Origin of the sequence: Micromonospora phytophila (genome assembly GCF_023656545.1) — a bacterium.
In the GTDB taxonomy this organism is placed as follows: domain Bacteria; phylum Actinomycetota; class Actinomycetes; order Mycobacteriales; family Micromonosporaceae; genus Micromonospora; species Micromonospora phytophila.
Genome location: NZ_JAMOKF010000038.1, coordinates 22,483 through 28,507, shown reverse-complemented (window position 1 = coordinate 28,507; position 6,025 = coordinate 22,483). Strand labels below are relative to the sequence as shown.

Here is a 6,025-nt window from a genome sequence, read left to right as displayed (position 1 = left end):
GAGCAGCGGCTGGGCCCGCCGGGCCAGATGCAGCACCCCGGGGCCGAGGCGCAGCCGACCGTCGTCGTCGCGGCGCAGCATGCCGTGCCCGGTCAGCGCGCCGACCAGCCGGTAGACCGCGGCCCGGCCGATGCCCAGCCGGTTCGCCGCCTCGGTGACGGTCAGCCCGGCCGGCGCGTCGGCGACCAGGTGCAGCAGCCGCAACCCCCGGTCCAGGGTCTGCGCCGTCTCCCCACCCCGCGCCACGGCGTCGGCGGGTCCGGTGGGCGAGCCGCCGGCGGGCCGGGGGGTCGCCTCGCCGGGTTCGCCCGGGCGCGCCGTCGTATCCACGCCGAGCAGCGTACGACCCGGCTCCGGGAGACCCGGAGAAGCGGGGACGGCTACCCTTGTACGGTGACGCTACGCCTGTATGACACCGCCACCCGATCGGTGCGGGACTTCGTCCCGCGGGAAGCCGGCAAGGTGGGGGTCTACCTGTGTGGTCTCACCCTCCAGGCCGCGCCGCACATCGGCCATCTTCGCTCCGGCGTCAACTACGACGTGCTGCGTCGCTGGCTGCTCGCCGCCGGCTACGAGGTCACCTTCATCCGCAACCTGACCGACATCGACGACAAGATCCTCGTCAAGGCCAGCGAGCAGGGGCGGCCGTTCTGGTCGATCGCGTACGACAACGAGCTGATCCTGGCCGAGTCGTACCGGGCGCTCAACGTGCTCCCGCCGACGTACGAGCCGCGGGCCACCGGGCATATCCCGGAGATGCACGAGCTGATCGCCGAGCTGATCGCCACCGGGCACGCGTACCCCGCCACCGACGGCTCCGGTGACGTCTACTTCGACGTCGCCTCCTGGCCGGCGTACGGGTCGCTGTCGGGGCAGTCGCCGGACGCGATGCAGTCCGCCGGGGACGCCCCCGACCGGGGCAAGCGGGACCCGCGCGACTTCGCCCTCTGGAAGGGCGTCAAGCCGGAGGAGCCGGCGGACGCCTACTGGCCGTCGCCGTGGGGGCGGGGCCGGCCCGGCTGGCACATCGAGTGCTCGGCGATGTGCTGGCGCTACCTCGGCCGCGAGTTCGACATCCACGGCGGCGGCCTGGACCTGACCTTCCCGCACCACGAGAACGAGATGGCCCAGTCGCAGGCGGCCGGGCTGCCGTTCGCCCGCTGGTGGGTGCACCACGGCCTGCTCAGCATCGGCGGCGCCAAGATGGGCAAGTCGCTGGGCAACACCCTCGACCTGGCGTACGTGGACTCGCTCGGGGTGCGTCCGGTGGAGCTGCGCTACTACTACGCCGCCGCGCACTACCGCTCGCGCATCGACTACTCCGAGGAGGCGCTGCGCGAGGCGGCGATCGCGTACCGCCGGATCGAGGGGTTCGTGCAGCGGGCCGCCGAGCGGGTGGGCGCCGGTCAGCCGGGTGAGCTGCCGGGCGCGTTCGTCGCGGCGATGGACGACGACCTGAACACCTCCGCCGCGCTGGCCGTCCTGCACGATGTGCTCCGCGACGGCAACACCGCGCTGACCGGCGGTGACGATGTGACCGTCCGCACGGCGCTCGGCTCCGTCCGCGCCATGCTGGATATCCTCGGGGTGGACCCCCTCGACCCGGCCTGGACCGGTGGTGGCCGCGCGGACGACCTGCGCGGCGTGGTGGACTCCCTGGTCGCGTTGGCCCTCGAGCAGCGCGCGCAGGCGCGGGGCCGCAAGGACTGGGCCGCCGCCGACGCGGTACGGGACCAGCTCAAGCAGGCCGGTGTGGTGGTCGAGGACACCCCCCAGGGCCCTCGTTGGACTATTGGAGAGCAGGACTGATGGCCGGCAACTCACAGCGCCGTGGCCGACGGCTGACGCCGAAAGCGGGCGCGCCCAAGGGCTCCGGCGGCAAGAACAAGGACTCGCTGACCGGGCGCGGCAAGACCCTGCCCGCCGACGAGCGGCCCTGGCACAAGGCCTACTCGGGCACCGAGAAGCTGCCCCAGCGCACCGCCTGGAAGCAGGACAAGGAGCGCCGCGCGGCAGCCGAGGAGGGGCGCGCGCCGAAGGTCGGCCAGCCCGGTGCCAAGGACACCACCTGGGGCAGGGGTGGCGGTCGGGGCACGCCGGCCGCTGGTCGCGGCGCGGCCGGCCGGGGCGGCAAGCCCACCGGTCGCGGCGGCCCCCGGGTCGCCCCGGGGCGCAAGTCCAACCCGTCGAAGGACACCCCCGAGCTGCTGGTCGGCCGGAACCCGGTGCTGGAGTCGCTGCGCACCCAGGTGCCGGCGACCGCGCTCTACACCGCCCAGGGCATGGAGAGCGACGACCGGGTCAACGAGATCATCCGGACCGCCGCCGACCGGGGCATCGCCATCCTGGAGATCAGCCGCGCCGAGCTGGACCGGATGACCGGTGGCGTGCTGCACCAGGGCGTCGGGCTCCAGGTGCCGCCGTTCGCGTACGAGCCCTTCGAGGACCTGATCGCGGCGGCCCTGGAGCAGCCCGCCCCGCTGCTGGTGGCGCTGGACGGGGTCACCGACCCGCGCAACCTCGGCGCGGTCATCCGCTCCGCCGCCGCCTTCGGCGCGCAGGGCGTCTTCGTACCGGAGCGACGGGCCGCCGGGATCACCGCGACCGCCTGGCGGACCAGCGCCGGCGCGGCCGCGCGGGTGCCGGTCGCCCAGGTGACCAACCTGACCCGGTCGCTGAAGGCCTGCCAGGACGCCGGCTTCATGGTGGTCGGCCTGGACGCCGACGGCGAGACGGACCTCTACGACCTGGAGGCCGCCGTCGGCCCGCTGGTCGTCGTGGTCGGCTCCGAGGGCCGTGGCCTCTCCCGGCTGGTCGGCGAGACCTGCGACCTCACCGTGAGCATCCCGATGATCTCCGAGGTCGAGTCGCTCAACGCCAGCGTGGCCGCCGCGGTCGCCCTGGCCGAGGTGGCCCGCCGCCGGGCCGCCGAGGCCTGACCCACCGCACCGACGCGAAAGGGGCGGCCCGCCGAAGCGGGCCGCCCCTTCTCGTCGTACGTCAGATGCGGTTGCCGGTGGCCGCGTTGAACACGTGGCTGCGGCCCTCACGCGGCTTGACGAACACGGTGTCGCCCATGTTCGGCATGGTGCGCCGGTCGGTACGGACCACGAAGCGCTCGTTGTTGCCCTCGAGCGCGGCGTGCCCGTAGACGTTGGCGTCCGAGCCCAGGTCCTCGACCAGCTCGACGATGACCGGCATGCCACCCTCGGTCGGGCTGACCAGGTCGCAGTCCTCGGGGCGGAAGCCGACGGTCACCTTGTTGTCGCCACCCTCGGCGCGGGCCGCCTCGACCTGCTCCCGGGTGAGCGGGATGTGCAGGTCGGCGAACGCGGCGCCCCGCTCGTTCAGCGGCACGGTCTTGATGTTCATGGCGGGGGAGCCCATGAAACCGGCGACGAAGACGTTGGCCGGGGTGTCGTAGAGCGCCCGCGGGGTGTCCACCTGCTGCAGCACGCCGTCCAGCATGACCGCCACCCGGTGACCCATGGTCATGGCCTCGACCTGGTCGTGGGTGACGTAGACGGTGGTGACGCCCAGCTTCGCCTGGAGCGAGGCGATCTGCGTACGGGTCTGCACGCGGAGCTTGGCGTCGAGGTTCGACAGCGGCTCGTCCATGAGGAAGACCTGCGGCTCGCGGACGATCGCCCGGCCCATCGCGACCCGCTGGCGCTGACCGCCGGAGAGCGCCTTCGGCTTGCGGCTGAGGTACTCCTCCAGCTGGAGCAGCCCGGCCGCCTCCTTGACCCGCCGGTCGATCTCCGCCTTCGAGGTCTTGCGGAGCTTGAGCGCGAACGCCATGTTCTCGTACACCGTCATGTGCGGGTAGAGGGCGTAGTTCTGGAAGACCATCGCGATGTCGCGGGCCTTCGGCGGCAGGTGGGTGACTTCCCGGTCGTCGATGTAGATCGAGCCCTGGTCGACGTCCTCCAGGCCGGCGAGCATGCGCAGGCTGGTGGACTTGCCGCAACCCGAGGGGCCGACGAGGACGAGGAACTCGCCGTCGCCGATCTCCAGGTCGAGCTGGTTGACGGCGGGGCGCTCGGTGCCCGGGTAGATCCGGGACGCCTTGGCGTAGGTGACCGTAGCCATGAGGGGATGCTTCCTTTCACCGGCAGGAACGTGCCGGACGATCCGAGTGAAGGAGCGGGCCGGCGCCCGTGGCGCCGACCCACGGGCGGCTCCCCGGAAAGCCGGGGTGTCGTCCGTGTCACTGCACGGTAAACGGCTTTTCGAGTGCTGCCAAGGCGGGGAGCATCGGATGGGATGGGCGGCATACGCATTCCGGTCACTCGGGCACGGGAGGACACCAATCGACGCGGGCGTCGGGCGTTCGCGGTCGGGATGTTGACGTTTCCCATGCTCGGGAGGCCTGGCTAGCGGGAAAACCGGACGTCGGTCGCTATGCTGACGTCGGCACCACACGCCCCTGTAGCTCAGCTGGCCAGAGCACTCGCCTTGTAAGCGAGATGTCGCCGGTTCGATCCCGGCCGGGGGCTCCAATTCCACCAGGCATTTCCCACCGGGCACTGCCGCGAGCCGACGCTTTGACAGCAACGCTGACAGCAACCGGGGTCACGATAGCCGCCCGTCGAGCTTGCCGAGCGCCTGACGCATCGCGTCAAGGTTGGCGTGAGCGTAGACCTTGAGCGTGATCTTGACGTCGGCGTGCCGGGCGATGGCCTGGACGACGTGCGGCGGCACGCCGAGCTCCATCAGCAGGGAGACAACGGTGTGTCGCAGGTCGTGCAGGCGTACCCCGGGCAGGCCGGCGGCTTCCCGGAGCCGGGCGAATGATCGGCTGAGGTTGGTGGGCTCTATCGGGGTGCCTCGCTCGGAGGGGAAGACGAGGTCATGGTCCTCCCACACCTCCGCCAGGGCGGCCCGCTCGGTTTGCTGGCGCTCCTGGTGTTCGAGCAGGGTGAGCCATGTGACCTCGGGCAGCGGCAACACTGCTTCGGAGTCCTCAGTCTTGGCGTCCAGGACGTGGAGCTTTCCCGCGACCCGCTGGACCGTCTGCTGAACCCTCAGCGTGCCCTCGTCCAGGTCGACATCCGACCATCGGAGGCCGACCAGCTCGCCGCGCCGGAGCCCCATCGTGACGGCCACGACGTATAGCGCGTGAATCCGGTGACCAGCGGAGGCGTCAAGGATCTTGCGCACCTGGTCGACAGACAGGCCCTTGCCGACCTTGTAGCGAGGTGAGGGAACCCGCACCAGCTTGGCGACGTTGCGCGACACAAGCTCTTCTCGCTTGGCGGCTTGGAGCGCGTTGCGCAGCACCGCGTGCACGAACTGGATCTGACGGGCACTGGGGTAGTGCTGGCAGCACCGGCCGACGGAGCAGCATCGCCGATCGACGGGCCGGATTTTGTCGAGGCCGTTGGTGCAGCAGAGGCACTTGCGCCGGAAGTCGTCCATGAACGCCTTGACGTGCTGAACCTGCAACCGGTCGAGACGCTTGCTGCCGAGGGCGGGGATCAGGTGCAGCCTGACGGCGCTTTCGTATCCGCGTGCCGTGGTGGGCTTGAGGTCGCTGACGTACGCGGCTAGCCAGTAGGGCAGGTAGTCGGCCAGCTTCCATGCCCGGTCTGGGACTGGGATGCCGCGTTGGGAGCGGGATTTCAGCTCGACGAGCTTGGCGTGGGCTTCTTCCCAGGTCGCGCCGTAGACGAACTTGCGTTTGCGGGTGCCGTCGGTGGTGTGGACGTATGCCTGTCCGACCCAGCGGCCGTCGCTGGCCCGCTGGTAGATGGAGCCTTCGCCGTTGGGGTTGCGGCGGGCGGTGGGCTGTCGTTGCTTGGGTTCTCTGGGCATCAGGCGGCTTCTTCCGTGAGCGTGGCGATGGCCTCGTCGATTGCCGAGGCGGGGATGAGTCGGCGGCTTCCGACCTTCAAGGAGCGGAGCCGGCCGGAGCGGATCAGGTCGTAGACGAGCGAGCGGCCGATGCCGAGCGCTCGGGCGGCTTCCTCGACGCGCAGCACGCGAGGAGTGATCGGCGTGGGGGTGTCCAACGGTTGGCCTT

6 protein-coding genes and 1 tRNA gene are annotated in these 6,025 nt (G+C 71.1%); 3 read left to right on the top strand and 4 right to left on the bottom strand.

The features are described 5' to 3' along the window. The coding region (locus NCC78_RS08325; protein ID WP_250793052.1) for a helix-turn-helix domain-containing protein at positions 1-246 on the bottom strand (246 nt) is incomplete at its 3' end. Between the two features lie 147 nt (positions 247-393). Between NCC78_RS08325 and cysS the strand changes: the two genes are divergently transcribed. Both cysS and rlmB read left to right on the top strand, forming a co-directional pair. Continuing rightward, a complete protein-coding gene (gene cysS, locus NCC78_RS08320) occupies positions 394-1,809 on the top strand; it encodes a cysteine--tRNA ligase (protein WP_250793048.1) in 1,416 nt (471 codons plus the stop codon). Next, positions 1,809-2,939 (top strand): 23S rRNA (guanosine(2251)-2'-O)-methyltransferase RlmB, encoded by a 1,131-nt coding sequence (gene rlmB, locus NCC78_RS08315; RefSeq protein ID WP_250793046.1) that lies wholly within the window; start codon positions 1,809-1,811, stop codon positions 2,937-2,939. Before cysS ends, rlmB begins: the two co-directional genes overlap by 1 nt. Positions 2,940-3,000: 61 nt before the next feature. Here rlmB and NCC78_RS08310 read toward each other — a convergent pair whose 3' ends face one another. Further along, complete coding sequence (locus tag NCC78_RS08310) at positions 3,001-4,092, bottom strand: ABC transporter ATP-binding protein (protein ID WP_250793044.1); 1,092 nt, start codon at positions 4,090-4,092, stop codon at positions 3,001-3,003. Between the two features lie 333 nt (positions 4,093-4,425). Between NCC78_RS08310 and NCC78_RS08305 the strand changes: the two genes are divergently transcribed. Further along, positions 4,426-4,502: transfer RNA gene (locus tag NCC78_RS08305), tRNA-Thr, on the top strand. A gap of 73 nt (positions 4,503-4,575) precedes the next feature. On the opposite strand, the gene NCC78_RS08300 is transcribed toward NCC78_RS08305, so the two are convergent. Together NCC78_RS08300 and NCC78_RS08295 are read right to left on the bottom strand one after the other, a co-directional pair. Further along, the gene (locus tag NCC78_RS08300) at positions 4,576-5,817 is read right to left on the bottom strand and encodes a tyrosine-type recombinase/integrase (protein ID WP_250793042.1); all 1,242 of its coding nucleotides are present in this window, start codon (positions 5,815-5,817) and stop codon (positions 4,576-4,578) included. Beyond that, complete coding sequence (locus NCC78_RS08295; RefSeq protein ID WP_250793041.1) at positions 5,817-6,014, bottom strand: excisionase family DNA-binding protein; 198 nt, start codon at positions 6,012-6,014, stop codon at positions 5,817-5,819. Before NCC78_RS08295 ends, NCC78_RS08300 begins: the two co-directional genes overlap by 1 nt. Between the last annotated feature and the right edge of the window lie 11 nt (positions 6,015-6,025).

Bases quoted from the DNA above. Each gene is read 5' to 3' on its own strand.
- NCC78_RS08310 (WP_250793044.1), bottom strand. From the start codon at position 4,092: ATGGCTACGGTCACCTACGCCAAGGCGTCCCGGATCTACCCGGGCACC.
- rlmB (WP_250793046.1), top strand. From the start codon at position 1,809: ATGGCCGGCAACTCACAGCGCCGTGGCCGACGGCTGACGCCGAAAGCG.
- NCC78_RS08300 (WP_250793042.1), bottom strand. From the start codon at position 5,817: ATGCCCAGAGAACCCAAGCAACGACAGCCCACCGCCCGCCGCAACCCC.